Raw genomic sequence first — 25,573 nt, 5'->3', positions numbered from 1 at the left:
TAGTGGGAGAAGGAGTAGTTCAGGGCGTCCAGCGCCGCAGTATCAAGTCTAGGCGGGAAGCGCGGCGCGGCCGGCAAGAATGCGTTCCAGGGACGTGAGGAAGGCTGTGGTCTCGGCCTCAGTGCCGGCCGTGACCCGCAGGTGGCCGGGAATTCCCACGTCGCGGATCAGCACGCCCGCATCCAGCAGTTCCTGCCAGACCTGGTGGGGGTTGTCCAGGCCGCCGAAGAACACATAGTTGGAGTCGGATGCGGCCGGCTTCAGCCCCATCCTGGTCAACTCCGCCACAATGCGGTCGCGCTGCCGCTTGATGTCCCGCACATCGGCCATCAGCGCTTCCCGGTGTTCCAGGGCTGCCAGCGCCGTGGCCTGCGTGATGGCGGACAGGTGGTAGGGCAGGCGCACCAGGCGCAGGGCATCGGTGACCTCCGGGGCCGCGGCCATGTAACCGAGCCGGGCACCAGCGAGGGCGAACGCCTTGCTCATGGTGCGGGATACGATCAGCCGCTCCCTGCCCGCCAGCAGGGTCAGTGCGCTGGGAGTGCCGTCGTGGGCGAACTCGTGGTAGGCCTCATCCACAATGACGATGGTCTGGCTTGCGGTACCGGCCTCGTAGACAGCCTCCACGACGTCCAGTCCCAGCCCGGTGCCGGTGGGATTGTTCGGTGAGCAGAGGAACACAATGTTCGGCTGCAGTTCCCTGACCTGGCGGGCAGCGGATTCTGCGCTGAGGTCATAGCCTTCCGCCCGGACACCGGTGATGTATTCGGTGTCGGTGCCGCTCGCCAGCAGGGGGTACATGGAGTACGTGGGGGGGAAGCCCAGCGCGGTGCGGCCAGGGCCGCCGAAAGCCTGGAGGATCTGCTGCAGGACCTCGTTGGAGCCGTTGGCGGCCCACAGGTTGGTTTCGTCGAGGCCATGGCCAAGGTATTCCGCCAGGGCCTTGCGGAGATCGGTGAACTCCCGGTCCGGGTAGCGGTTGAGGCCTGCGGCGGCCTCCGTCACGGCGGCGCTGATGGCGGCGCGTACGTCCGCGGGTACGCCATGTGTGTTCTCGTTGACGTTCAACAGAATGGGGACGTCCAGTTGGGGTGCCCCGTAGGGCGTCAGCCCGCGAAGGTTGCTGCGGAGGGGTAGCCGGTTCAGGCGTTCTAGCTGGTCGTTCACCTGACCAGTTTAGTTGCCGTGGCAACTACCGGAAAATGTGACACCTGTGGCAGGCTTCCGGCGCGGCCCGCACGAGGAGCTGAAGGAAGCCTCCGAGGGGTCCGGCGTCGGTGGCAGGGCAGGGCAGGGCAAGGTAGGGCAGGGCAGGGCCTCGGCCACGTTGCGGCGACCACTCAGCGTCGGGTCAGTGGCTGGGGACGAAAAGTTGCTGCCCCGGCAGCACGGCACCGGCGGACAGGTTGTTGAGCTGGACAATGTCCGCCACGACGTCGCGTGCATCGCGGTCCGGAGCCACGGCACCGGCGATGGACCACAGGGACTGGCCGGGCTGGACGGTTACCGTCACCGTGGGCGTCACGGCCAGGTCTGCGGCGGAGTCGGAAGCCTTGGCCGGGGAGTGGAAGAGTCCCGCCAACGAGAGCAGCAGCACCGCGAGGAGAATGAGCGGCACTCCCACCAGGACGATCCGGCCCCGCCGGGTAAGCCGCAGTGGCGCCGGGGACGGCGCCCGGCCGGCGCTGGTCCGCCGGCTGCCGGACATGTGGTGTTCCCCGCTGAAGAACTGCGGCCGCGAAACGTGGGAAAGAGTTAAAGCTGACATGAACTGAGCCCTCCTGGACCTGCCGTGCTGCCCGGGTGTCCGTCCCCGCGCCGCCCTGCTCCGTCCTGCCGGAATGCCTACTCTTCCGGCCAGGTCTTCGAACAAGCCACGCACTGGTTAGAACACATATTCGAACTTTGCTACCTAAGTTTTAGCACCTATCAACGAACAATGTCGAGACTCGCTAGAACAAATGTTTGAAAAAGCATTGTGGCTGGCCTAGCTTGGAAACCAAGAACAACCACCACTGAAGTTGAACAGCAGGGTCTGACAATGACAGCGGCAACCCTTCACTCGGCGCCGGGGACGGCGCGGAGCGGAAGATCCGGCGGCAAGCGAAAGGCATTGGCGAACATGGCAGCAGCAGCCGCCGGGGGCAGGACGGCCCCGCAACCGAAGAAGACTTCCAAGGGGCTTACCCCACGGCAGAAGAAGATCCTGGAGACCATCCAGCGGTCCGTCAATGACAACGGCTACCCGCCCTCGATGCGCGAGATCGGCGATACGGTGGGCTTGGCCAGCCTGTCCAGCGTGACCCATCAGCTGTCCCAGCTGGAGAAGCTGGGCTACCTCCGGCGCGACCCGAAGCGGCCGCGGGCCATGGAGGTGCTCATGCCACTCACCCTTGATGGCGGCGCAGGGAAGGCCATCGCCGCGTCAGCGCCCCAGACGCCCGGCGGCCCCGTGACGGAACTGCCCACCGCGCTGGACACCGCCATGGTTCCGCTGGTTGGCCGGATTGCCGCCGGCGGTCCCATCCTCGCCGAGCAACTCGTTGAAGATGTCATGCCGCTCCCCCGCCAACTTGTGGGCCAGGGTGAGCTGTTCATGCTCAAGGTGGCCGGGGACTCCATGGTGGACGCCGCTATCTGCGACGGAGACTGGGTGGTGGTGCGCCGCCAGGCGGATGCCGTCAACGGGGACATCGTCGCTGCCCTGCTTGATGACGAAGCCACCGTCAAGACCTTCCGCCAGCGTGACGGCCACACCTGGTTGCTCCCGCAGAACACCCAATACGAACCCATCCTCGGTGACCACGCCACCATCATGGGCAAAGTGGTCTCGGTGCTGCGGTCCCTCTGACACCGCCTGTCACCTCCGGCCGCGGCAGGCCTCTATCCTGAGGCCTCCGCGCCGAGCCTGATGAGTGCCGCCAGTGCCTTGCTGCGGTCCGTCGTGGACCAGAACGGCGGCAGCGCGCCCCGCAGGAACCCGGCGTAACGCTCGGTTGCCAGCCGCGAGTCCAGCACCGCCACTACGCCTTTGTCGCCGGTTGACCGGATGAGCCGGCCGGCGCCCTGGGCCAGCCGGATGGCCGCGTGGGTGGCCGAAACGGACATGAAGCCGTTTCCGCCGGCCTGCGCAACGGCCCGCGACCGTGCTGTCATGAGGGGATCGTCCGGCCTGGGGAACGGAATGCGGTCGATCACCACGAGTCGGCAGGATCCACCCGGAACGTCTACTCCCTGCCACAGGGACATGGTCCCGAAGAGGCAGGTGTCCGGTTCGTCGGCGAACTGCTTGACCAGGGCGGTCATGGTTGACTCGCCCTGGCAGAGCACGGTCACACCGAGCTTGGGCCGCAGGGCGTCGGCGGCCTCCTCCGCAGCGCGCCGCGAGGAAAAGAGGCACAGGGCACCGCCACCGGATGCTTTGATGAGCGCCTCGAGCTCCTCAAGAGCTTCCGGGGATACGCCACGGCCGGGTTTGGGCAAGTGGCCCGCCACGTAGAGGATGCCCTGTTTGGGGTAATCGAAGGGTGAGCCGACGTCCACGCCGGTCCAGCTGGGAGCTCCGTCGCCTGTCAGTCCCAGTCCTCCAGCTGCCGGTTCGAACGCGGACCCGATGGCCAGGGTGGCCGAGGTCAGCACGACGGTGTGGCCGGCAAAAAGACCTTCCCTCAGCCTCCGGGCAACGGAGAGCGGCGCGATGTTGACCAGGACCGGCGCATTCTCGTCAGGCTGGGAGTAGCCTTGGCCGGGATCGAAGGTGCTGGCGCGCGAGAACCAGACCACTTCGCGGTTCTCCCGGGCCGCCAGCAGCCGTTCGCACAGCTCCAGGATGAGCATGAGCCGGGACCGGGCGAGCTGCCTCCCGCCGTCGGCCGTGGTGTTGCTGTCCCCCTTGGAATCGGACAGCGCCGCGCGGCAAGCCTCGCGCAGCTGGTCCACGCAGTCCAGCTGTTCATCGTTCAGCCCATTGGGCAGCAAGCCGTTCGGCGCCCCGGCAAGGGCCAGCTCAAGGTTGGCGGCTGCTGCGTTCAGGGCGTCAACGGTGATGGCGGTGTGTTTGCGGGCACCTGATGCGGCAGCGTGCACCATGGCTACGGACAGCTGCCCGGACACGGCCCCGGTGACGCGGTCCTGGAGTTCATGCGCCTCGTCCACTACCACGACGTCGTACTCGGGCAGGACGGCGAGCCCTTCGAAGGCGCTGACGGCCAGCATGGCGTGGTTGGTCACCACGACGTCTGCCTCGGCCGCGTCCTGCCGGGCCAGTTCACTGAAGCACTCTGCGGCCATGGGACATTTCTGGGCCCCCAGGCATTCCATGGATGTCACCGAAACCTGCCGCCACGCACGGTCGGTCACGCCGGGCAGGAGTTCGTCACGGTCGCCGGTGGCCGTCTTTTCGGCCCACTCCCGGAGCCGCACCACTTCCTTGCCAAGCTGGGAGGCCGGGCCGCCCACGGAGGCGGCGAAGTGCGGAACACTGGTGTCCTCGCCCAGGGAGAACAGCTGGCCCTCGGAAGGCTCCTCGGAGGGGAACCCGCCCTCCATCTTGTGGCGGCAGACGTAGTTGGACCGCCCCTTGACCAAAGCCACTTTGACGGGCCGGTCCAGGGCAGGGGTGATGTTTTTCAGGAGTCGGGGCAGGTCCCTGCCCACGATCTGGGTTTGCAGCGCAAGCGTGGCCGTGGACACCAGTGCGGGCTTGTTGCTCTCCAGGGCATGGGCAATGAGCGGTACCAGGTAGGCCAATGACTTGCCGGTGCCGGTGCCGGCCTGGACCAACAGATGGTTGCCCGTACTGATGGCCCGGGCAACCTGGCGGGCCATCTCGTGTTGTCCGGTGCGGCTTTGTCCGCCCATGCCGGCGACGGCGCGGTCGAGCAGTTCAATAACGAACTGCTCGCCGGCCGTCGGTGCGGCTTCCCCGGCCGCGAGGTCAGTCATTGAGGGTGAATGGTTCCAGCTCGGCTGCCAGGCCCTCCCGGACCATCACCACAGCCTTGGTACCTTCCTCAACGTGCTCGAGGTTGATGATTTCGGCGTCGGATTCGTGCAGCTTGCTGAGCAGGTCGCCCCGGTCGTACGGGATGAGCAGTTCAAGCTTGACGCCGGGCCTTGGGATGGCGTCGCTGATGGCCTTCAGCAGCTCGGCAATGCCCTCCCCGGTCCTGGCAGAGACCACCACGTGGCGTGGTTCGCGCTGTTTCAGCCGCTCAATCACAAAGGGATCAGCGGCATCGGCCTTGTTCAGCACTATGATCTCGGGCACCTTGCGGGCGTCAACTTCGCTGAAGACCTTCCGGACTGCGGCGATCTGGCCCTCGGGATCCGGGTGCGAGGCGTCCACCACGTGCAGGATCAGGTCCGAGTCGGCCACCTCTTCAAGCGTGGAGCGGAAGGCCTCCACCAGTTGGGTGGGCAGCGAGCGGACGAACCCCACGGTGTCGGCCAGGGTGTAGCCCAGGCCGTCAGCGGTTTCCGCCTTGCGGACGGTGGGATCCAGGGTGGCGAACAAGGCGTTCTCCACCAGGACGCCGGCGTCGGTGAGCCGGTTGAGCAGGGATGACTTCCCGGCGTTGGTGTACCCCGCGATGGCCACCGACGGTACCTCATTACGACGCCGGTTGGCCCGCTTGGTCTCGCGCGCAGGCTTCATCGCGGCGATCTCACGCCGCAGCTTGGCCATGCGGGTCCGGATCCGCCGGCGGTCCAGTTCGATCTTGGTTTCACCGGGGCCGCGCGAGCCCATGCCGGCAGCTGCGCCACCCACCTGGCCACCCGCCTGGCGGGACATTGACTCGCCCCAGCCGCGCAGGCGGGGAAGCAGGTATTCCAGCTGCGCCAGCTCTACCTGGGCCTTGCCCTCGCGGCTCTTTGCGTGCTGGGCGAAGATGTCCAGGATCAGGGCCGTACGGTCGATCACCTTGACCTTGACGATGTCTTCAAGGCCACGACGCTGCGAGGGTGCAAGCTCGGCGTCCACCACCACGGTGTCCGCACCGGTGGACATGACGATGTCCTTCAGTTCGAGCGCCTTGCCCGAGCCCAGGAACGTTCCGGGGTCCGGCTTGGCCCTCCGCTGCACCAGCCCGTCGAGAACCTCCGAGCCGGCTGTCTCGGCGAGGGCAGCAAGCTCACGAAGCGAGTTTTCGGCGTCGGCGAGCGTTCCGTCGGACCAGAGCCCGGCCAGGACCACGCGTTCCAGGCGGAGCTGGCGGTATTCGACTTCGGTGACGTCTTCGAGCTCGGTGGACAATCCTGCCCTGCGGCGCAGGGCCCGGCGTTCCTCGAGGTCCTGCTGGTCGCCGTCGTACGTTGAATGTTCTTCGTCAAGGCGGGAAATGGCCTGGGCCTTGCCCAGCACCGCTTTTCCGTTGCCGCTGCCTTCGCCGCGGGGTGTGCTGACATTCCGGGCCGGTACGTCCTTGGCGAGGATCCGGTCGATGACAGCCTGGATTTCCTCGGGACTCATGTCCTGGGCGGCTGGATCGGACCCGGTATTTGGCTGGCTGGTCATGGTCTCCTTTGAAGATTCGGCATTTCCAGAATAGTGCCGATTGGCTGGAAGGTGGGAAGTATTCGCGCTGGGCTGACGGCCTGCGGTCATGCAGTCCTCCTGGTGGTGGGGCCGCCGGCTGCGTTGCCGGGGCCGGGAAGCCGCGTGGGACTGGGCGGCTGTACTGGCGGAGGCCGGAGAATGGCGGGAAGCGCAGCGGAAGGCTGACGTTCGAATATTGTCCGGCGGCCGGACCTGGACGGAAGGGTCAGGTCCGGTGCACAAGCGGAAGGGAATGGAAACCTGCGTCGCTGTGGGACTGGCTGCCTCTGATGGGCAGCGTGCGGGCACGGGCGGGGCCCGCACCGGCTACTCGAAGATCAGGAACATGCCCACAAGCCTAACAGAGGGGTATGCGCACAGTTTCCCATTACGCTGCAGGGGGAACTACTCTGGCCAGTTATGGAGTCCGCTCACTATTTCAGCACGTCCCCCGCCGGGCCGTTTACCCGCAAGCCCCTCACCGTGGAATTGGCCGGTGAGACGCGCAGGCTCCAGACCTCCGCCGGCATTTTCAGCCCGGACGGCATCGACAAGGGCACGGCGGTACTCCTGGCGGAGGTGCCTGCCCCGCACCCCCACGGAAACCTGCTGGACATCGGCTGCGGCTGGGGACCGGTAGCCCTCACCATGGCTCTGCTGGCGCCCCAGTCAAGTGTCTACGCGGTGGATGTCAACGAACGTTGCATCACCCTGACCAATGAGAATGCCGAGGCGCTGGGCCTTTCCAACGTCGTCGCCAGCACGCCTGAGGCCGTGGATGCCGACGTGCGTTTCGACACTATTTGGTCGAACCCGCCCATCAGGATCGGCAAGGAAGAACTGCATGCCCTGCTGAAGCTGTGGCTTCCGCGCCTGGCTGAGGGCGGGACGGCATGGCTGGTGGTGCAAAAGAACCTGGGCTCGGACTCACTGCAGCGCTGGCTGGCCGCCGAGCTGGACAGTTCGTTCACCGTAACGCGTGAATCGACCTCAAAGTCCTTCCGGATCCTGAAGGTCAGGAAAGCGTCCCGCTTGCCACGATGACTGCGGGGCCGCTGAGCTCGACATGCTCGTGGCCGCCTGGTCCGGCGAAGAACTTGACTCCGACAACCCCGCCGGGAACGTGGACGCGCCATACGTCCGGAGCTTCTGCGCCGGCCCAATGCCGGATGGCGACGGCGGCCGCGCAGGCGCCCGTGCCGCAGGACTGTGTCTCCCCCACCCCGCGCTCATGCACCCGCATGGTTACCGATCCGACGCCGTCGTGCACGAGGGGCTCCGCCGGAACCACGAATTCCACGTTGGTTCCGTTGGCCGGGACGGGGTCGACTTTCGGCGCGGTGAAAAGACGGGTGCCGGCAAGTTCGGCGAGCTCGGCGAGGGCCACCACGGTGTGCGGGTTGCCCATGCTCACGGACAAGGCCGGGCGGGGAACTTCCAACCCGTCGGCAGCGACCAGGGAATCCATGGCCTTGGCACTGGCTTCGCCGGGGAAAATGAACTCCCAGGGCCCCATGTCCACCGCGTAGTCGTTTCCGGTCCGGACCACGGTCTTAACCCCGCCGCGCGTGCCAATGGCCAGTGAACTGCCGTCGGGCAGGTCGATCAGTCCCTCGGTGCGCAGGAAGTGGACGAAGACCCGGACACCGTTCCCGCACATTTCGGAGAGCGAACCGTCCGCGTTGCGGTAGTCCATGAACCATTCCGCGCCGGGGGTATCCACGAGCAGTTCGCGGCCTTCGGGCAGGAAGCGGGAGGGTACGGCCCGGATCAGGCCGTCGGCGCCGATTCCCTGATGCCGGTCGCACAGGGCCGCAGCCTGGTGGGCGTCAAAGCTGTGGGTACCCTCAGGATCGGCCACCAGGACGAAGTCGTTGCCCGTGCCGTGCCCCTTGGAAAAGTGGAGGCCGCCCATGGCACGAAGGGCGGATCCGGACGTTTCGGCGGGGGTAGCATTCATGGTCCCAAGCGTAGCGGGGGATGCCTCTGCCACCGAAACCGCGGTTACCTGCAGAGCCGCGCAGCCTTGCCGGCAAGTTCCGGATCCTGCCAGTCCAGCCACGTGATGCGGGGGTCGGCGCGGAACCACGTGAGCTGGCGGCGGGCAAACTGCCGGGTGCCCACGATGGTTTCCTCCGCGGCGTCCGCCACCGTTGAGTCGCCGTCGACGACCCGCAGGAATTGCGCATAGCCAAGGGCGCGGGAAGCTGTCTTCCCGCTCCGCAGGCCCTGGGCGTCGAGCCTCCTGACTTCTGCCAGCAGGCCGGCGTCGACCATCCGGTGCACCCGGGCTGCCAGGCGCTCCCGCAGGACGTCACGGTCCACGCTGAGGCCCACCTGGACGGCCGGCTGGTGGTACTCCCGGCGGGGCATGAAGGAGCTGAAAGGCCGTCCGGTGAGTTCATGGACCTCCAGGGCGCGGATGATCCGCCGGGCGTCGGAGAGCCGCTCCGCGGACACCGGATCCACAGCCCGGAGCCTGGCCAGGAGTTCCGCTGTGCCACGTTCGGCGTGTTCCGCCTCAAGCCGTGAGCGCAACGAGGGGTCCGTGCCGGGGAACTCCAGCACGTCCAGTGCAGCCCGTACATACAGCCCCGAGCCGCCGGCCAGTATGGCCCTCTTGCCGCGGGCGTGGATGTCCGCAATCACGCCCCGGGCCTGCTCCTGGAAGTCGGAGACACTCGCCTCCTGGGTGACATCCATGATGTCCAGGAGGTGGTGCGGTATGCCCCTGCGCTCGGCAACGGAGATCTTTGCGGTGCCGATGTCCATGCCTCGGTAGAACTGCATGGCATCTGCATTGATGACCTCGCCGTCCAGTTCCAGGGCAAGGTTGACGGCAAGATCGGACTTGCCGGAGCCGGTGGGACCGACGACGGCGATGACGGGTGGGGCAACCACCGGTCAGCGCGTGCGCAGCGGCAGCGAGGGCATGCCCAGGGAGACACCCTTTGGGCCCGCTCCGCTTCCGGGCACCGGGGCTCCGCAGGAGTCGGCCTGTGACCGGTCCCAGGCGTCACCGGCGCGCGACCTGCGCAGGCTGTAGTCCTGAGGCGTGGGGTCCGCCACCAGGTGGAAGGCAGCGGCTTCGGTGATGGTGACGGTTACGAGGTCACCAGGCCTGGGGGCCAGTGCGCCTTCCGGAACCGAGAAATGCACCAGCCTCTGGTCCCGGGACCGGCCGGAGAGCCTGTGCGTTTCCTCCGACTTGCGGCCCGACTGGGCTGTGACCATGATTTCCAGGCGGCGGCCGAGCTGCTTCCGGTTTTCCTCGGCAGCGATCCGGTCCTGCAGCGCGGTGAGCCGTTCGAACCTTTCCTGGACCACTGCCTTGGGCAGTTGGTCCGGCAGGTCCGCGGCAGGGGTCCCGGGCCGCTTGGAGTACTGGAAGGTGAAGGCGGTGGCAAAGCGCGACTTCTCGACGACGTCGAGCGTGGCCTGGAAGTCCGCTTCGGTCTCGCCGGGGAAGCCAACGATGATGTCGGTGGAGATGGCGGCGTCCGGAATCTTGTCACGGACCTTGTCCAGGATGCCGAGGAACTTGGTGGACCGGTAGGACCGCTTCATGGCCTTCAGGATGCTGTCGGAGCCCGACTGCAGCGGCATGTGCAGCTGGGGCATGACATTGGCTGTTTCGGCCATGGCCTCGATGACGTCGTCGGTAAACGCCGCCGGGTGGGGGCTGGTAAAACGGACCCGTTCGAGTCCTTCGATATCGCCACAGGCGCGGAGGAGCTTGGAGAAGGCCTGGCGGTCACCGAATTCCACCCCATAGGAGTTGACGTTCTGGCCGAGCAGCGTGACTTCGATGGCGCCGTCGTCCACGAGGGCCTGGATTTCAGCGAGGATGTCGCCCGGGCGGCGGTCCTTTTCCTTGCCCCGCAACGCAGGCACGATGCAGAACGTGCAGGTGTTGTTGCAGCCAACGGAGATGGACACCCAGCCGGAGTACACGGAGTCGCGCTTGGTGGGGAGCGTGGACGGAAACACGTCCAGGGACTCCAGGATCTCCAGCTGTGCCTCGTTGTTGTGCCGGGCCCGGTCGAGCAGGGCCGGGAGCGCACCAACGTTGTGGGTGCCGAAGACGGCATCAACCCACGGCGCCTTCTTGAGGATGGTTTCCCGGTCCTTCTGGGCCAGGCAACCGCCCACGGCGATCTGCATCCCGGGGTTCGCCGCCTTGACCGGAGCCAGGATACCGAGGTTGCCGTACAGCTTGTTGTCCGCGTTCTCCCGCACAGCGCAGGTGTTGAACACCACGACGTCGGCATGCTCGCCTTCCGCGGGAACGTAGCCGGCGTCCTCAAGGAGTCCCGCCATCCGCTCCGAGTCGTGGACGTTCATCTGGCAACCGAAGGTCCGCACCTGGTAGGTCCGCGGCAGGGTTTCGTGCTGCGGCCCCGTCCCGGGTTCGACGGAAGGGGTAGCACCGGAATGGGGGGAAGGAATGGTCAAGCTCACCCGTTAAGGGTACCGGCTCTGGGGCGGGCCACCGTCGGAATCCTGGATGGAACTGAGCACCTCATTGACGATCCGGAACGCTTGGGCGGGCTGGTAGCCCTTTCGGGCCAGCATGGACGCCAGCCGGCGGACTGCTTTGTCCCGTTCCGCCGGTTCCGACAGGTTTGATCCGGGGCGAAGCTTGCGCTCCACCAGGGTCCTGGCGGCTGCTTCTTCGTCGGCGTCCGTCAATTGCTCCAATGCCGCAGCTGCGGTTTCGGTGTCGATGCCCTTCTCCGACAGCTCGCGGCGGAGGGCACCCTTGGCGAGCTTGCGGGACTGGGAGCGGCTCCTGACCCACATGTCGGCGAATTCGGCGTCATCAATCAGGCGGACTTCCTGGAATTTGTCCAGCACCGCCTCGGCGACGTGTTCCGGGATGTTCCGTTCGGCCAGTTTCCGGGCAAGTTGCAGCCTGCTCTTGGGCGAGGCTGTCAGTTGTCGATAGACGATGGCCGTGGCCACGCTGGCGGGATCCGGCTCGGCATCCTCGGTCTGGGGGTCGCCGGGGACGACGGCCCGCTCCGCTGCCCCGGGGACAGTGTTGGTGGAGCGGCGCCGCCGGGAACCGGCTTTGGGTGACCGAGCTTCAGGAGGATGTGCCTCGGGAGACCAGGTCAAGGGCTAGAACCCGTCGACGGCTTTCAGCTTCGGCGTGTCCTTGGACTCGTCTTCAGCCGGCTTCACGCCCACGCCGAGCTTCTCCTTGATGAGGCGCTCCAGTTCGGCGGCGAGCTCGGGGTTGTCGCGGAGGAACCGGCGCGAGTTCTCCATACCCTGGCCCAGCTGGTCGCCGTCGTACGTAAACCAGGAGCCGGACTTCTTGATGATGCCGTGCTCGACGCCCATGTCGATGATTCCGCCTTCGCGGGAGATGCCCTGGCCGTAGATGATGTCGAACTCGGCAACCTTGAAGGGCGGGGCCATCTTGTTCTTGACGATCTTGGCCTTGGTCCGGTTGCCGACCGAGTCAGCGCCTTCCTTCAGGGTCTGGATGCGCCGTACGTCGATGCGGACCGATGCGTAGAACTTCAGCGCCTTACCACCGGTGGTGGTTTCGGGGGAACCGAAGAACACACCGATTTTTTCACGAAGCTGGTTGATGAAGATGGCGGTGGTCTTGGTCTGGCTCAGGCGGCCGGTGATTTTACGCAGTGCCTGGCTCATGAGCCGTGCCTGGAGGCCGACGTGGCTGTCTCCCATGTCACCCTCGATTTCAGCCCGCGGAACCAGTGCGGCGACGGAGTCGATGACGACGATGTCCAGCGAGCCGGAACCCACCAGCATGTCCATGATTTCCAGGGCCTGCTCACCGGTATCCGGCTGGGAGACCAGGAGGGCATCGGTGTCCACGCCGAGCTTCGCGGCGTAGTCCGGATCCAGGGCGTGCTCGGCGTCGATGAACGCCGCGATGCCGCCCAGCCGCTGGGCGTTTGCCACCGCGTGCAGTGCCACGGTGGTCTTACCGGATGATTCCGGCCCGTAGATCTCCACCACACGACCACGGGGCAACCCGCCAATGCCGAGTGCGACGTCCAGTGCGATGGACCCGGTGGGAATGACTTCGATGGGGGCACGGACTTCGTCGCCCAGGCGCATCACCGAGCCCTTGCCGAACTGCTTGTCAATCTGGGCAAGTGCTGCTTCCAGCGCTTTTGCACGATCCGGGGCTGCCGCCATGGTTGACACCTCTAATGCTTTCTCGATGGTGGCCTCTGCGGCCGTCTTGTTGGTCATCTCTGACGCTAAGGGGACCCACTGACATTCCGGCCTCAGGACATCGGCTATGTGGATAAACCCAATAGAAAAAGCATAGCGTTATCCGAACAGGTATTCGAAGAGGAAGGTGTCGCGGCGTGTCAGGCAAGGGATCCTCGGGACGGTCCCCGCGAAGCCGGCGGAAGGGTCCGCCCCGCGGAAGAGTCAGTCGCGGCGGGGGGCTATGTCCCGGCCGAGGCGGCGCTCCGCCGGCACGTCCTGGAGGTCGCAGACTGCAAGCCAGACCTTGCGCGGCTCCACCCCGGCAGCCAATGCCTGGTCGGCGGTGCGGCTGCCAACCCCGGCAAGGACCAGGGTACTGCTCAGCACTCGGGAGTAGCCCGCACCGAACTCATCATCCATGAGCCGCCAGTAGTCGCTGATTCGCATCGGTAAATCCTCTCATGATTGGGGACCCTAGAATTGTTGCCATGAGCAACTCCCCCGATGGCACGCCACCAGATGACGCAGTTAAGGCTGCCGCCGACACAGCCCTGCAGAACGTCGAGCACCAGATCAGTCTTTTTTGGCGGCGGGCCCGGGCCATCTCGAACCAGCTCTCCCGGCAGGTGCACCCGGACATGGAGCCTGCCGCGTACGGGCTGCTGACGGTGATCCGCCGGGAGGGGCCCATCCGGCTGACCGAACTGGCAATGAACATCGGGGTGGGCAAGCCCTCCGTCAGCCGCCAGATCGCGTTCCTTGAAGGCCTGGGACTGGTTTCGAAGGAAGCCGATCCGCTGGACCGGCGGGCGCAGTCCATTCGGCTCACCCCCAAGGGGGAGGAAAAGATGCACCAGGTCCAGGACGCCCGGCGCCAGGTCTTCCAGGAACGGCTCCGGGAATGGCCGGTGCAGGACCTGCAGGAGCTTGCCCGCTACATGGCCAAGCTGAACTCCACCTACGAGCCTGACGGGTTTCCCAAAGAAGCACCGGGCCCATCTCCTGCACGGGAGAACTAAGCGCCTGGACACAAGGAAGCCCCCGGCAGTGCCGGGGGCTTCCTTGTTCCACGGCCCACCAAATGGTGGGGGCTACCCTTAACGGGCGCCGGAGAGAAGGCCTGTGGAGAGTTCGTCGTTCAGTTCAGCGTTGAGGTCGCGTTCCAAGTCACGGCCGTAACGCTGGGAGAATTCCTGCGGTACGGTGTCCGGAACTGCAACGCCCTCGGCTACCGCCACCCGGTCGCTGACCTCCCGAAGCATGCTGGACAGCGGAACGTCCAGCGCCGAGCAAATCGAGGACAGGAGCTCTGACGAGGCTTCCTTCTGGCCGCGCTCCACTTCGCTGAGATATCCCAGGGAAACACGGGCGCTGTGCGAAACTTCACGGAGCGTACGCCCCTGACGCTGGCGGACGTCGCGCAGCACATCACCAATTTCGTGACGAAGTACCACCATCTTGCGCTCCTTCTGTTCGCTCTTAGCCTGTTCGGCGAGGCCCACATCCTTCCAGCGGACAACGCCGTTTACGGATACGGGCTGCTTTACCATCTGTATCGCCTTGCTCCCTCATTGGTCAGGTCCCCCGAAAGGCGGACCGTCTGGTCGTTTCATCCTAGGCGCCTCCGCTCTCCGGAAGCGACACAATGTAATAACTAATCGGTACCGGCTTTTGTTCCCGGCAACTTTACGTGCGGTAACTTGGGCGGGCAAGCCTCAGGCGGAGAGTGCCTCGAGGAGCCTTTCAAGGGCTGCAGCACACGCCTGGGCACGGATGTCAGGCCTGCTGCCGGCGAAGGAATATTCAAACGCCGCTGTCCCGGCCGCTGTGGCGATTCCCACATAAACCCGCCCTACCGGTTTGCCGTCGTGCGCCTCCGGACCGGCCACGCCGGTGGTGGATATCCCGATATGGCCGCCGAGGACGTCGCGGGCTCCTGCTGCCATGGCCCGGGCGACGTCCGGATCAACGGAGCCGGCACGCGCCAGGAGCCCGGCGGGGACACGCAGCACCCCTTCCTTGACCGAGTTCTGGTAGGCCACGACGCCGCCCTGGAGCATGCCGGAGGCCCCGGGGGTATCGGCAAGCACAGCGGAGACCATGCCTGCGGTTAAGGACTCTGCGGTGGCAACGGTCAGTCCCGCCTCAAGCGCCTGCCGCACGGCCTGTCCGGCCAGATGGTGGAGGTTGCTCACGGTTTCTGCCCTTTCGCCGTTCCCGCCTGCCGGCCCTTTGCGCGAAGGCGCAGGGACTCGATGACATATTCCACGCCGGTCCACACTGTGATGGCCACCGCGGCCATCATGACGGCGAACGCGACCCACACCAGCCAAGGCGCGAAGGCACCAAAAGGCAGGAGATAAAGGAAGATCGCCGCAGTCTGCACCACTGTCTTGAGTTTGCCGCCGCGGGAGGCGGGAATGACTCCATAGCGGATGACGAAGAATCGCAGGGCCGTGATTCCCCATTCCCGGACCAGGATCACCAGCGTTGCCCACCACGGCAGTTCACCCAGCAGGGACAACATGACCAGGGCGGATCCGGTGAGCAGTTTGTCGGCGATGGGGTCGGCGATCTTGCCGAAGTCCGTGACCAGGTTCCGGCTCCTGGCGATGTCGCCGTCGAGTTTGTCCGTGTAGATGGCGACGGCGAACACCGCCACCGCGGCCCAGCGCCACGGCCCGGCCTCGCTGTGCAGGCCGGGGGCGTCCGCCACGAGGAACCAGACGAAGAACGGGACCAGCGCGATGCGGATCATGGTCAGGACATTGGGAAGGTTCCAGACCCCGGCACGGCGCGGGCCGGCGGCGGTGGCATCGGTGCTAGTCACGTTCCTAGGCTACCTTCCCGGGGCTGCCGCAACGCCGCCCGGGCCCTACCGTCCGGTGAGCGACCAGGCGTCCTCGGAGCCGTCGTCGTCATCGCCATACCCGCCGGGCGCGGAATCGGAGCCGTCGTAATATTCGACGTTCTGCTTGCGCTTGTCCAGGTCGGCGGCCACCAGGTCCTCGGCGTAACCACCTTGGGCGATGTTGGCGTTGGCATTATCGCTGAGCGCGGCGGTCTGTGAGTCAGGCGCCGCAGGGGCCTCCTGGCCCTTCATGGCGGCGAGGACGGCGGCGAGGTCATCCGGCTTCACCAGCACGTCGCGGGCCTTGGAGCCCTCGGACGGGCCCACCACGCCGCGCGACTCGAGCAGGTCCATGAGCCGGCCTGCCTTGGCGAACCCGACGCGGAGCTTGCGCTGCAGCATCGAGGTGGAGCCAAACTGCGTGGTGACCACAAGTTCGGTGGCCTGCAGCAGCACCTCGAGGTCGTCCCCGATGTCGTCGTCGATCTGTTTCTTTTCCGCCTCTGGGGCGACGTCATCCCGGTACACGGCCTTTAGCTGGCCCTTGACGTGTTCCACCACTTTGTGGATCTCGGACTCGGTGACCCAGGCGCCCTGGACGCGCATGGCCTTGGAGGCGCCCATGGGCAGGAAGAGCGCGTCACCCTGGCCAATGAGCTTTTCGGCGCCCGGCTGGTCCAGGACCACGCGGGAGTCGGTGACGGAGGACGTGGCGAAGGCCATGCGGGAGGGCACGTTGGCCTTGATAAGGCCGGTGACAACGTCCACGGATGGACGCTGGGTGGCCAGCACCAGGTGGATGCCGGCGGCACGGGCAAGCTGGGTGATCCGCACGATCGAGTCTTCGACGTCACGGGGTGCCACCATCATGAGGTCCGCGAGCTCGTCCACGATAACCAGCAGGTACGGGTAGGGCCGGATGACGCGCTTGGACCCCTCGGGCGGGATCACCTTGCCGGCCCGTACCGCTTTGTTGAAGTCGTCAATGTGCTTAAAGCCGTAGTTGGCAAGGTCGTCGTAGCGCGCGTCCATCTCGCGCACTACCCACTGCAGTGCCTCGGCAGCCTTCTTGGGGTTGGTGATGATCGGCGTGATGAGGTGCGGGACGCCCTCATAGGCTGTCAGTTCAACGCGCTTGGGGTCCACCATGACCATGCGGACTTCGTCAGGGGTGGCACGCATCAGGATGGAGGTGATCATCGAGTTCACGAAGGATGACTTACCGGCACCGGTGGCACCGGCCACCAGGAGGTGCGGCATCTTGGCGAGGTTGGCCACCACGTAGCCGCCCTCGACGTCCTTGCCCACGCCCATGACCATCGGGTGGTCCGTGCGCCGGGCATTCTGGCTGCGCAGCACATCGCCCAGGGAAACCGTTTCGCGGTCGGTGTTGGGGATCTCGATGCCGATGGCCGATTTGCCCGGAATAGGGCTGAGGATGCGGACGTCGCTGGAGGCCACGGCATAGGAAATGTTCTTGGACAACGCCGTGACGCGTTCCACCTTGGTTCCGGGCGCCAGCTCGATTTCGTACCGCGTCACGGTGGGGCCACGGCTGAAGCCGGTGACGGTGGCGTCGACGTTGAACTGCGTCAGGGTGTCGGTCAGGGCGGCGACGACGGCGTCGTTGGCTTCGGTGCGTTCCTTCGGGATGGACCCGGGGGTCAGGTAGTCCGAGGCAGGAAGCGTATAAGTCACGTCCCCGGCGAGGGAGAGTTGCTCGGTCCGCTGCGGGATGGGAACAGGTGGCGGGGCCGGCGCCACCGGGTTGGCGGGCACGGTGGGGGCGGCGGAGCCGGCAGCACCGTGCGCCGCAGCGGCGGGGATGACCAGCGGGATTGCCTCCGTGGCGTTCTCTGCGGGGGGCGCCGCACTGGTTCCCAGTCCCTGGGCCGCCTTGATCTTCTCGACGGCGATCTCCGCCTGGGTGGGCCGTCGTACTCCCGGCGCGGGCCGGGCAGGCTCCGGCTCGTCGTCGTCGATGACGGCATGCTCGAAGGCTTCGTCGCCCACGTAGCCCTCCAGGCCGGCGTCTGACTCGTGGTCCTTGCCGAACAGCTTGCGCTTCCTCTTCTTGGGCGCTGCGGGTGCCGGGCGTTCGAGGTAACTGCGGTCGTGCGCGTCGCCGGGTTCCTGGTCCATCAAGTCGATGCCCATGAGGTGTTCGTAGGCGCCGCGGAGCCGCCGCGGGATGGCTGTGAAGGGGGTGGCCGTGATGATCAGCAGCGAAACGAAGGCCAGCAGCCCGTACAGCGCCACCGGCACGGCTGGATGGATGGCTGCCAACGGGGTGGCGGCCAGGAATCCGAGCATGCCGCCGGCTTTGCGGAGGCCGTCGAAACCATCGGCGACGGTGGGCTGTCCGCCGAGGATGTGCGCCAGCCCGCACCCGGCGAAGGTCATGATGAGGAAGCCGATGCCCACCCGGTTGTTGCCGCGGCCGTCCGAGGGGCGCCTGAACAGCCGGAACGCGCAGACAAAGAGCATGAGCGGGAGCAGCAGGGAGAGCCAGCCGAAGGTGCCGTTGACCACGGCGTAGACGGCGTCCGGGAACCAGCCCGTCAGGCCCCACCAGGCGAAAGTGGCAATGAAGACGCCGAGGGCCAGGTTGAACAGCGCGGCACCGTCGCGGCGTTCTTCCGCAGGCAGGTCGCTGACGTCATGGCCTATCCTGCGCACTCCCCCGCCCACCAGGTGCCCGATTCCGAGCCACGCCCCGCCCACCACGCGCAGCAGCCAGGGCTGGTGGTGTTCGACGGCGGGAAGCTGGCGGGTGCGTGCGGTGCTGGAGGAGCCGCCGCGGCCCGTCTTGCTGGCGGTGGAGCCGGTTCCGCGGCCTGTGGAGCTTCCGGCTTTGCTGCCGGAGCTGCCCCTGCCGGTACCTTTGGGCGCGGAAGTAGTACGTGTGGCCATAGTAGCCACGCTACCGGAAGCATGCCGTGATTCCGGGGATATCGGGGCCGCCGGGCGCCCTGCGGGATGCCCGGACACACCCGGCCGGGCGCGCGAAAAGGCCCGGTCCACCAGGAACCGGGCCTTTCGGATCTGCCGCAACTGGCCGCCAATGGAGGTCCGCGCAGGTCAGGTCTTCGCGGGCTGGCCGCGCGGGTGTTCTCAGGCCTCGAGCACCACCGGGATGATCATCGGCTTGCGGCGCAGCTTGCGGTTGACCCAGGTGCCCACGACCCGGCGGACCACCTGCTGGAGCTGGTGGCTGGTGTGGTCTGCGTGATTCTGGACTGCTTCCTCCAGGGCCGCGTTGATCTTGGGGATGATGTCGTCGAAGACCGAATCGTCCTCGGCGACGCCGCGGGCATGGATCTCGGGCCCGGACACCACCTTGCCGGTGGCACGGTGGACGACCGTAATGATGGAAATGAAACCTTCATCGCCCAGGATGCGGCGGTCCTTGAGGTCGGCGTCGGTGATCTCGCCCACGCTGGAGCCGTCAACGTAGACGAAGCCCACTTCCACCTGGCCCACGATGTCTGCCTGGTGGTCCCGGAGGTCGATGACCGTGCCGTTATCCGCAAGGATGACGCTGGCCTCGGGCACGCCGGACTCGATGGCGATCTTGCCATTGGCAATCAGGTGCCGGGTCTCACCGTGAACGGGCATGGCGTTCAGGGGCTCAAGGATGTTGTAGCAGTAGAGCAGCTCACCGGCGGCGGCGTGGCCGGAGACGTGGACCTTGGCATTGCCCTTGTGGATTACGTCGGCGCCGAGCTTGAGGAGGCCGTTGATGATCCGGAACACTGCATTCTCGTTGCCCGGGATGAGGCTCGAGGCCAGGATGACGGTGTCGCCGTCACCCACCACCACTCGGTGGTCGCCGTTCGCCATCCGCGACAGCGCCGCCATTGGTTCGCCCTGGGACCCGGTGGACATGAGCACCACCCGGTTGTCCGGCAGGTTGTCGATGTTCTTGATGTCCACGATCAGCCCGGCGGGGACATCAAGGTAGCCCAGCTTTTCCGCGATGGCCATATTCCGGACCATGGAGCGGCCCACGAAGGCCACCTTGCGGTTGTGCTTGGCGGCGGCATCGAGGACCTGCTGCACGCGGTGGACGTGGGAGGAGAAGGAGGCCACGATGATGCGTTTGGTGGCCTGGCCGAAGAGGCGCTCCAGGGTGGGGCCGATTTCCTTCTCGGCCGTGGTGAAACCGGGCACGTCGGCGTTGGTGGAGTCGGACATGAAGAGGTCCACGCCCTCCTCGCCCAGCTTGGCGAAGTGACGGAGGTCGGTGATCCGGCCGTCCAGCGGCAGCTGGTCCATCTTGAAGTCGCCCGTGTGCAGGACGGTGCCGCCCGCGGTGCGGATGAACACGGCCAGGGCGTCCGGGATGGAGTGGTTGACTGCCACGAACTCGCATTCGAAGGGTCCGAACTTCTCCACCTGGCCCTCTTCGACGGTCAGCGTGTAGGGCCGAATGCGGTGCTCCTGCAGCTTGGCCTCAATCAGGGCGAGGGTCAGCTGGGATCCCACCAGGGGGATGTCGTTGCGCAGGCGCAGCAGGTACGGCACAGCGCCGATGTGGTCCTCGTGGCCGTGCGTGAGGATGACGGCCACGACGTCATCCAGCCGGTCCTCGATGTAGGAGAAATCGGGCAGGATCAGGTCAACGCCGGGCTGGGTTTCCTCGGGGAAGAGGACGCCGCAGTCCACGATCAGCAGCTTGCCGTCGATTTCGAACACGGCCATGTTCCGGCCGATCTCCCCCAGTCCGCCCAGCGGAACGATCCGGAGCGTGCCTTGGGGCAGGCGCGGAGGGGTGACAAGGCCGGTAAGGGCAGTTTGGGTCATAGTGCACTACTTTCCAGGCGGAAGGGTGCCGGTCTTAGCCTCAGGAGAAGACCAGCCCCGCTTCCGCCAAATCCCCGCGGATGGTTTCGATCTCGGTTTCGTCCGGCTCCACGAGGGGCAAGCGGACAATCGAGTTGGGCAGGACTCCCTGCCATTTAAGAATCTGTTTGGCCGCCACAGCCCCTTGGACACGGGTCATGGTTGCGCGGACCACCGGCTGCAGCTCGAAGTTGATTTTGCGGGCGGTGCCCAGGTCATTGGCATTGATGGCGTCGATGAGTTCGCGGAAGCGGCGCGTGGCCACGTGGGTGGTGACGCCCACCAGGCCGACGGCGCCCAGTGCCATCCAGGGAAGGGTGAGTCCGTCGTCGCCCGAGTAGAACAGGAGGTCCGTTTCCGCCATGACGCGGGTTGCCGCAACGAAGTCCGCCTTGGCGTCCTTGACGGCCACGATGTTGGGGTGCTGGGCCAGCCGGATCATGGTGTCGGGTTCGATCGCAATGGACGACCGGCCCGGGATGTCGTACAGCATGACGGGTACGTCCACGGCGGAGGCGATGGTCTCGAAGTGGGCGCGGACACCGGCCTGGCTGGGCTTGTTGTAGTAAGGGGTCACCAGGAGGAGTCCGTCGACGCCGAGGGCGGCGGCCTGCTGGGAAAGGTGGACCGAGTGCGCGGTGTCATTGGTGCCGGTACCGGCGATGATGGCCGCACGGCCGCCCACGGCGTCCTTCACCGCGCGGAACATGCCAAGGTTCTCTTCGTCCGTCAGCGTGGAAGTTTCACCGGTGGTGCCGGTGACCACCAGGCCGTCGCAGCCGTCGTCGACCAGCTTGCCGGCCAGCGCTGCCGCCTGGTCATAATCCACTGCGCCGTCCTTGGTAAACGGCGTGACCATGGCGGTCAGGAGGGTACCGAGGGCAGGGATGTGCGCGGAAGAATCAGCCATGGAAAAAACGTTACCCTGTCCCCGCCTGGTTAGGACAATGCCACGGGCGTGACGAGCGTCAAATAGCTTGGCGGCCGGGCCGCGGTGCGCCGGTTCCGGCGTGGCAATAGCGGCCGACGGCGGCCTGCCGCAAGTCCTCCGCCCAGGCGGCGAGCCGCTGCGCCGCCCGCACGTAATGGAACAGCTCCGTGGGCGTCAGGGCGTCGATATCGGTTTCCGACAGCCGCCGCGCGAGTTCGGCTCCCTCCGGCTGGGCAGCGAGGGTGATGCCCTCGCGCTCCCACTGGATGTCTTCTGCCGGCCGTCCGGACACCAACTGGCGGAACAGGTAGTCCACCACACCCGGGCTCATTGCCTTCAGGGGCAGGTTCGTTGACTGGGTACTTTCGGGCTGCAGGCTTTCCCGCCCGGCGGGGGCTCCGAATGATGGCGTGTCCATTCCGCCATATTATTCGAACATATATTCGAAACACAAGGGTGTGCTTCAGTCAGGCCGGCACGGCCAACGGTTGGCGGGCACCGTGCGCCCTTGCCTGGCGGCATGCCTGCGCGGGCATGTGAGACGATCGGGTCATGACGTCCCGCACCCCGGCCACCCGGTCCCGAAAGACCCCCGGGCGGGCCCAACCGGGCCGTCTCCGCGGCATCGATGCGGCCCGCGGCGTCGCGCTGCTGGGCATGATGGCCACGCACCTGCTGCCAACTTTTGAATCGAACGCCAACCTCACCCCTACCTGGATCGGCCTCACGTTCTCCGGACGGGCCGCCGCCCTCTTCGCGGTGCTGGCGGGTGTGGGACTTGCCCTGTCCACCGGGAAGCACCAGCCTTTTGCCGGCCCCGAACTCGCCAAGGCCCGCCGCGGCGTGGCCCTGCGCGCCGTGGTGATTGCCGCCGTCGGACTTACCCTGGGTGGCCTGGAAGTGAACGTGGCCATCATCCTGGTCCATTACGCGGTGCTGTTCGTGTGCGTGCTGCCGTTCCTGGGCCTCGGTGTTAAGCGCCTGTGCGCCTGGGCGGCGGCGTGGATCCTGGCGTCCCCGGTGCTGGCATACCTGCTCCGCCCTTGGCTCCTTGCCGCGGAGCCGCCCCTGAGGCTGGGCCACAACCCGCGGTGGGAGGACCTGGGCACGCCGGCCCGGCTGCTGGGCGACGTCTTCCTGACCGGCTACTACCCGGTGGTGCAGTGGCTGTCCTACCTGCTGGTGGGGCTGGCCATCGGCCGCCTGGTCCTTACCAAAGCAGTGGTTCCTGCCCTGCTGCTGGTGGGTGGAACGGTGGTGGCCGTCGCCGCTAAGACCATCGGGGTTGCTGCGATGGCGGACTGGGGCGGCCTGGCTGCCCTGGAGAAAGTGCTCAACTCCCCCGGGTACCCGCTGGGCAGCGTGCTGCAGGTAAACCTTGCGGGCCTCCCCCAGGAGGGCTCGTGGTGGTGGCTGGCGTCGGCGGCGCCCCACTCGGGAACCCCTCTTGACCTGCTGCACACCTCGGCGGTGGCAGCAGCAGTTATCGGCGCATGCCTCCTGTTGGAGCGGCTCGCCGAATGGGTGGACCTGGACCTGCTGCTGCCACTGCGCGGAGCGGGAGCGATGACGCTGACCCTGTATACGGTCCACGTCTGGGTGCTCTCGAACTTCTACCTGAAGCCCCTGCCGGCCGGCTGGACCGAGGACGGAATGTACTTCGCCCATGCCGCTGCTGCCATCGCCGTTGGCGTCGTGTTTGCGCGGCTGGCTTGGCGCGGTCCGCTGGAATGGCTGGGCCACGCCGCGGGCCAGCTGGGTCGCGGCGCGCTCCCGTGGCCTGCTACTGGGGGGTCACGGTGAAGCTGGACGCCTGGTCACCATAGTCATCGTTGACCACCACCTTGACCGGGCCCTGTTTGACGTCGAAGGCGATGACCCCCTGGCGTGAATCGCCGGCGCCGACTTCTTCGGTCTGCAGGCCCCCTACTTCCTTGTCCAGGTAGACCAGCTCGCCCTCCTTGCCGTCCGCGTCATAGACGCTGAAGTTCGATGGCGTGGCAAAGCTGGTGCCGGTAACAGTTTCCCAGGAGACCTGTATCGCAAGGAAGCCGCCGTTCTTTGGCTCCAGGTAGGACATGCCGGGGATCTCGGCGGTGTAGATGGAATCCAGCACACCCACCCTGACGGTGTTGCCTTCGGACATGGTGACCACGAAGGAATTCGCGCCCGGGGAGGTGCCCGTGGACGTGCCAGATGACGGCGCAGGCGCGGCCTGGGAGGCTGACGGGAGTGGCGCCTGGGCCGGGACGTTGAAGCCGTCAACTGCAGCAGCAACCATCGCGATGGAGGCAATGGTCACCACGATCCCCGTAATGACGCCGACAAGCCATACGACGGCGGTGATGATCCAGGCCTTCTTCCTGTTCTCCGGGTAGCCAGCCAGCGGGCGGCCATGGATGTCCCTGGTGTTCCCAGTCAATGTCATGACCAGGTCCACGATGGCCCAGATACCCAGGCCGCCGGCTGTCAGCAACTTGGCCACCCCGGAACCGATCTTGCCAAGGTAGAAGCGGTCGGCGCCGAAGGTGCCCAGGAGCAGGGACAGGATCCAGGTGGCCACGAAGGACTTGCGCGGTTCGTCGGAGTAGGGAACCTCGGGGTAGGCACCCGGTTGGTAGTCCCCGTGCGGGCCTGTTGGGTACGGTCCTCCAAATGGGGACGGCGCCGGCGGAACCGGGGGCGCTGACGGTCCACTGTGGGGCGGCTGGGGGTACTGGGGCTGACTCATTGATCGTCCTTCGTGCGGGATGGGTGCGGGCAAGCGGGGTTCAAGGGACGATCGTGGCGGAGAAACCGCCAACCCCATCTCCGCCCCCCAAGCCGGAAATTATTGCCAAACGAACATACCGCGGGCGGCATGGAACTGCGATGGGCAGAAATGCCCATCGCAGGAGGTCAGCGGCGCCCCGGCCGTTGGACCGGCCGCTGCCAGGACGCCGCTAGGATGCCGCGGTGAACAACCGGACGGCGTCGCGCATGGAGGCCCTGGCCCGCTTGCGGTCCCCGGCGGCGTCGTAGGCGCAGCTCAACCGGAACCAGGAACGCCAGTCCTCGGGAGCGGACTCGGCTTCGGCACGGTATTTTTCGAACTCGGCATCTGCCGCTGCCCGGACGATCCTGCCGCCGGGCGTGCGCGGCAGTTCATCCACCGGCAGGCCGCCTTCGGCTTCCAGGACCTTGGCCATCTGCTCGGTGCGGGCACCGAACATGAGCTCGCGGACCAGCGCCCATGCACCCACGACGGGCAGCACCAGGTAGGCGGCACCGATGGCCTTCGCCGTCAGGTTGCTGTCCGCCAGAAGCAGGAGGGAGCGCTGGAAGGACACCACCAGGTAGAAAACCAGCAGCAGCGTCACCGCTCCCACCCAGATCTTGGTGCGGTTTTTCCGGAAGCCGGCAACAAGCCCGTTCATGGTCAGAGCCCCAGGTCCAGGTAACCGTCCAGGCCGACGGTCAGGCCGGGATGCGCGGCGACCTTCCGGACACCCAGGAGGACTCCGGGCATGAACGAGGCCCGGTCGAAGGAGTCGTGGCGGATGGTCAGCTGCTCTCCGGGACCACCCAGCAGGACTTCCTGATGCGCCACCAGGCCGCGGAGCCGGACACTGTGGACCCGCACGCCCTCCACCTCACAGCCGCGGGCGCCGGCACGTTCGCTGGTGGTGGCGTCCGGGCTGGGCGGCACCTGCGCGGCGTTGCGCGAGGCGGCGATGAGCTGCGCGGTCCGGACGGCGGTGCCGGACGGGGCGTCCACCTTGTCCGGGTGGTGCAGCTCGATGATTTCCACGGACTCGAAATACTGGGCGGCCTTCGCCGCGAAAGCTGAGGCCAGCACCGACCCCAGGGCAAAGTTCGGGGCGATGAGCACGCCGGTGTCCGGGTGCCCGGCCAGAAGGGCTTCGAGCGCGGACAGGCGGCCCGCGTCCCAGCCGGTGGTTCCCACCACGGCGTGCATGCCGTGCTCGACGGCGAAGCGGACGTTCGCTTCGGTGCTTTCGGGAACTGTGAGGTCCACCACGTACCGGGCGCCGGAGGAGGTCAACTGCTCCAGCGAGTCACCCCGCCCCAGGGCTGCGACGAGCTTCATGTCGGGCGCTGCGTCAATGGCCTTTACGGCCTCGGCGCCCATGCGTCCATTGGCGCCCAGGACGGCTACCAGCTTGGGAGCGGAGTGTTGTTCGGTCATGCCCTCAAGCCTACCGGC

The 25,573-nt window shown here is 66.5% G+C and carries 24 protein-coding genes; 4 read left to right on the top strand and 20 right to left on the bottom strand.

Annotated elements, in window-relative coordinates:
* Positions 1-48 precede the first annotated feature (48 nt).
* Together AB4Y79_RS12395 and AB4Y79_RS12390 are read right to left on the bottom strand one after the other, a co-directional pair.
* Positions 49-1,167: a histidinol-phosphate transaminase gene (locus tag AB4Y79_RS12395; RefSeq protein ID WP_441862087.1), complete on the bottom strand. Its 1,119-nt coding sequence runs from the start codon at positions 1,165-1,167 to the stop codon at positions 49-51.
* Positions 1,168-1,351: 184 nt separating this feature from the next.
* Positions 1,352-1,708 (bottom strand): LysM peptidoglycan-binding domain-containing protein, encoded by a 357-nt coding sequence (locus AB4Y79_RS12390; protein WP_441862181.1) that lies wholly within the window; start codon positions 1,706-1,708, stop codon positions 1,352-1,354.
* Positions 1,709-2,122: 414 nt separating this feature from the next.
* On the opposite strand from AB4Y79_RS12390, the gene lexA reads away from it, so the two are divergent.
* Positions 2,123-2,851: a transcriptional repressor LexA gene (gene lexA / locus AB4Y79_RS12385; RefSeq protein WP_441862084.1), complete on the top strand. Its 729-nt coding sequence runs from the start codon at positions 2,123-2,125 to the stop codon at positions 2,849-2,851.
* A gap of 32 nt (positions 2,852-2,883) precedes the next feature.
* On the opposite strand, the gene AB4Y79_RS12380 is transcribed toward lexA, so the two are convergent.
* Together AB4Y79_RS12380 and hflX are read right to left on the bottom strand one after the other, a co-directional pair.
* Positions 2,884-4,944 carry an ATP-dependent DNA helicase gene (locus AB4Y79_RS12380; RefSeq protein ID WP_441862082.1) on the bottom strand — a complete coding sequence of 687 codons (2,061 nt, stop codon included), beginning with the start codon at positions 4,942-4,944 and terminating at the stop codon, positions 2,884-2,886.
* On the bottom strand, positions 4,937-6,517 hold the full coding sequence (gene hflX / locus AB4Y79_RS12375; RefSeq protein ID WP_441862079.1) for a GTPase HflX: 1,581 nt from the start codon (positions 6,515-6,517) through the stop codon (positions 4,937-4,939). Before hflX ends, AB4Y79_RS12380 begins: the two co-directional genes overlap by 8 nt.
* Positions 6,518-6,958: 441 nt before the next feature.
* Between hflX and AB4Y79_RS12370 the strand changes: the two genes are divergently transcribed.
* Positions 6,959-7,582 carry a class I SAM-dependent methyltransferase gene (locus AB4Y79_RS12370; RefSeq protein WP_441862077.1) on the top strand — a complete coding sequence of 208 codons (624 nt, stop codon included), beginning with the start codon at positions 6,959-6,961 and terminating at the stop codon, positions 7,580-7,582.
* Here AB4Y79_RS12370 and dapF read toward each other — a convergent pair.
* The 6 genes from dapF to AB4Y79_RS12340 form a co-directional block, all read right to left on the bottom strand.
* Positions 7,554-8,498 carry a diaminopimelate epimerase gene (dapF, locus tag AB4Y79_RS12365; protein ID WP_441862075.1) on the bottom strand — a complete coding sequence of 315 codons (945 nt, stop codon included), beginning with the start codon at positions 8,496-8,498 and terminating at the stop codon, positions 7,554-7,556. The two genes, AB4Y79_RS12370 and dapF, sit on opposite strands and share 29 nt — an antisense overlap.
* A 44-nt stretch (positions 8,499-8,542) precedes the next feature.
* Complete coding sequence (gene miaA / locus AB4Y79_RS12360) at positions 8,543-9,439, bottom strand: tRNA (adenosine(37)-N6)-dimethylallyltransferase MiaA (RefSeq protein ID WP_441862073.1); 897 nt, start codon at positions 9,437-9,439, stop codon at positions 8,543-8,545.
* 3 nt (positions 9,440-9,442) lie between these two features.
* On the bottom strand, positions 9,443-10,999 hold the full coding sequence (miaB, locus tag AB4Y79_RS12355; RefSeq protein ID WP_441862071.1) for a tRNA (N6-isopentenyl adenosine(37)-C2)-methylthiotransferase MiaB: 1,557 nt from the start codon (positions 10,997-10,999) through the stop codon (positions 9,443-9,445).
* 3 nt (positions 11,000-11,002) lie between these two features.
* Positions 11,003-11,503 (bottom strand): regulatory protein RecX, encoded by a 501-nt coding sequence (locus AB4Y79_RS12350; RefSeq protein ID WP_441862178.1) that lies wholly within the window; start codon positions 11,501-11,503, stop codon positions 11,003-11,005.
* 159 nt (positions 11,504-11,662) lie between these two features.
* Complete coding sequence (gene recA, locus AB4Y79_RS12345; protein WP_026265110.1) at positions 11,663-12,718, bottom strand: recombinase RecA; 1,056 nt, start codon at positions 12,716-12,718, stop codon at positions 11,663-11,665.
* 243 nt (positions 12,719-12,961) lie between these two features.
* Entirely contained in the window at positions 12,962-13,186 is a 225-nt protein-coding gene (locus AB4Y79_RS12340) for a DUF3046 domain-containing protein (protein WP_441862069.1), read from the bottom strand.
* Between the two features lie 41 nt (positions 13,187-13,227).
* Between AB4Y79_RS12340 and AB4Y79_RS12335 the strand changes: the two genes are divergently transcribed.
* Positions 13,228-13,758, top strand: a complete 531-nt coding sequence (locus tag AB4Y79_RS12335) for a MarR family winged helix-turn-helix transcriptional regulator (RefSeq protein ID WP_441862067.1) — start codon at positions 13,228-13,230, stop codon at positions 13,756-13,758.
* Positions 13,759-13,836: 78 nt separating this feature from the next.
* Here the strand turns inward: AB4Y79_RS12335 and AB4Y79_RS12330 are convergent, their stop codons facing one another.
* The 7 genes from AB4Y79_RS12330 to AB4Y79_RS12300 form a co-directional block, all read right to left on the bottom strand.
* The gene (locus AB4Y79_RS12330) at positions 13,837-14,289 is read right to left on the bottom strand and encodes a helix-turn-helix domain-containing protein (RefSeq protein WP_018763632.1); all 453 of its coding nucleotides are present in this window, start codon (positions 14,287-14,289) and stop codon (positions 13,837-13,839) included.
* Positions 14,290-14,454: 165 nt separating this feature from the next.
* Positions 14,455-14,934: a CinA family protein gene (locus tag AB4Y79_RS12325; RefSeq protein ID WP_441862064.1), complete on the bottom strand. Its 480-nt coding sequence runs from the start codon at positions 14,932-14,934 to the stop codon at positions 14,455-14,457.
* Positions 14,931-15,569 (bottom strand): CDP-diacylglycerol--glycerol-3-phosphate 3-phosphatidyltransferase, encoded by a 639-nt coding sequence (gene pgsA / locus AB4Y79_RS12320; RefSeq protein WP_441862062.1) that lies wholly within the window; start codon positions 15,567-15,569, stop codon positions 14,931-14,933. Before pgsA ends, AB4Y79_RS12325 begins: the two co-directional genes overlap by 4 nt.
* Positions 15,570-15,614: 45 nt before the next feature.
* Positions 15,615-18,503, bottom strand: a complete 2,889-nt coding sequence (locus AB4Y79_RS12315; protein ID WP_441862060.1) for a DNA translocase FtsK — start codon at positions 18,501-18,503, stop codon at positions 15,615-15,617.
* A 201-nt stretch (positions 18,504-18,704) separates the two neighbouring features.
* Positions 18,705-20,396, bottom strand: a complete 1,692-nt coding sequence (locus AB4Y79_RS12310; RefSeq protein ID WP_441862058.1) for a ribonuclease J — start codon at positions 20,394-20,396, stop codon at positions 18,705-18,707.
* A gap of 40 nt (positions 20,397-20,436) precedes the next feature.
* Complete coding sequence (dapA, locus tag AB4Y79_RS12305) at positions 20,437-21,345, bottom strand: 4-hydroxy-tetrahydrodipicolinate synthase (RefSeq protein ID WP_441862055.1); 909 nt, start codon at positions 21,343-21,345, stop codon at positions 20,437-20,439.
* Between the two features lie 58 nt (positions 21,346-21,403).
* On the bottom strand, positions 21,404-21,784 hold the full coding sequence (locus tag AB4Y79_RS12300) for a hypothetical protein (protein ID WP_441862053.1): 381 nt from the start codon (positions 21,782-21,784) through the stop codon (positions 21,404-21,406).
* 134 nt (positions 21,785-21,918) lie between these two features.
* Here AB4Y79_RS12300 and AB4Y79_RS12295 point away from each other — a divergent pair, with 134 nt between their 5' ends.
* Positions 21,919-23,169 (top strand): heparan-alpha-glucosaminide N-acetyltransferase domain-containing protein, encoded by a 1,251-nt coding sequence (locus AB4Y79_RS12295; protein WP_441862051.1) that lies wholly within the window; start codon positions 21,919-21,921, stop codon positions 23,167-23,169.
* Here the strand turns inward: AB4Y79_RS12295 and AB4Y79_RS12290 are convergent.
* The 3 genes from AB4Y79_RS12290 to dapB all read right to left on the bottom strand — a co-directional run bounded on the left by AB4Y79_RS12290 (position 23,150) and on the right by dapB (position 25,555).
* Positions 23,150-24,097, bottom strand: coding sequence for a TM2 domain-containing protein (locus AB4Y79_RS12290; RefSeq protein WP_441862049.1), 948 nt, complete (start codon positions 24,095-24,097; stop codon positions 23,150-23,152). The two genes, AB4Y79_RS12295 and AB4Y79_RS12290, sit on opposite strands and share 20 nt — an antisense overlap.
* A 211-nt stretch (positions 24,098-24,308) precedes the next feature.
* Positions 24,309-24,782, bottom strand: a complete 474-nt coding sequence (locus tag AB4Y79_RS12285; protein ID WP_441862047.1) for a hypothetical protein — start codon at positions 24,780-24,782, stop codon at positions 24,309-24,311.
* A 2-nt stretch (positions 24,783-24,784) separates the two neighbouring features.
* On the bottom strand, positions 24,785-25,555 hold the full coding sequence (dapB, locus tag AB4Y79_RS12280) for a 4-hydroxy-tetrahydrodipicolinate reductase (RefSeq protein ID WP_441862045.1): 771 nt from the start codon (positions 25,553-25,555) through the stop codon (positions 24,785-24,787).
* Between the last annotated feature and the right edge of the window lie 18 nt (positions 25,556-25,573).

This window comes from Pseudarthrobacter sp. YAF2 (assembly GCF_052113345.1).
Classification (GTDB): Bacteria; Actinomycetota; Actinomycetes; order Actinomycetales; family Micrococcaceae; genus Arthrobacter.
This window is presented reverse-complemented; position numbering and strand designations above follow the sequence as displayed.